We start from the raw sequence: 487 nt of genomic DNA on the forward strand, positions 1-487 counted from the left end.
CAAGCGCGGCGTGGAAGGCATCCGAGGCGGGGTTCGGCGGATCGGCATTGACCTCGCAGGTGACGATCGTGTGGCCGGCGCGCCGGGCATGGTCGAACAGATCCTCGTAGAGGCGCCGGGCATGGCCGCGGCCGCGCGCCTCGGCCGCTACAACCACCCGGTCGACATAGACGAAGCGCGGATAACGCTCGCGAAACCAGAGAAAATTCGGGCTGTCGTAGCGGGCGTTCTGATCGAAGCACATGATGAAGGCTTCGAGAGCACCGATGCGGCGCGTGTAGAAAGCCTGGCCGATAAGGAACGACAACCGCTCCGGCTCCAGCCAGGACAATTCGGCCGCATGTTCGTTGTTGAGGGCAAGGATGGCGGCCTCGGCAGCAGGCGAGACGCGTTCGATCGGCAGCCGATCCTTCGACATCGTTTCTTCCGGCATCAGGCCCTCGCGGCCGCGATGGTGGCCGCCACCTGGGTCTGGTCGGTCACCGTG

1 protein-coding gene is annotated in these 487 nt (G+C 65.5%); it reads right to left on the reverse strand.

The window, feature by feature from the left end; all coding sequences use genetic code 11:
• The coding region (locus tag EOA29_RS39785; RefSeq protein ID WP_189479199.1) for a GNAT family N-acetyltransferase at positions 1-433 on the reverse strand (433 nt) is incomplete at its 3' end.
• Between the last annotated feature and the right edge of the window lie 54 nt (positions 434-487).

The organism is Mesorhizobium sp. M1E.F.Ca.ET.063.01.1.1, assembly GCF_003998155.1.
Lineage (GTDB): Bacteria > Pseudomonadota > Alphaproteobacteria > Rhizobiales > Rhizobiaceae > Mesorhizobium.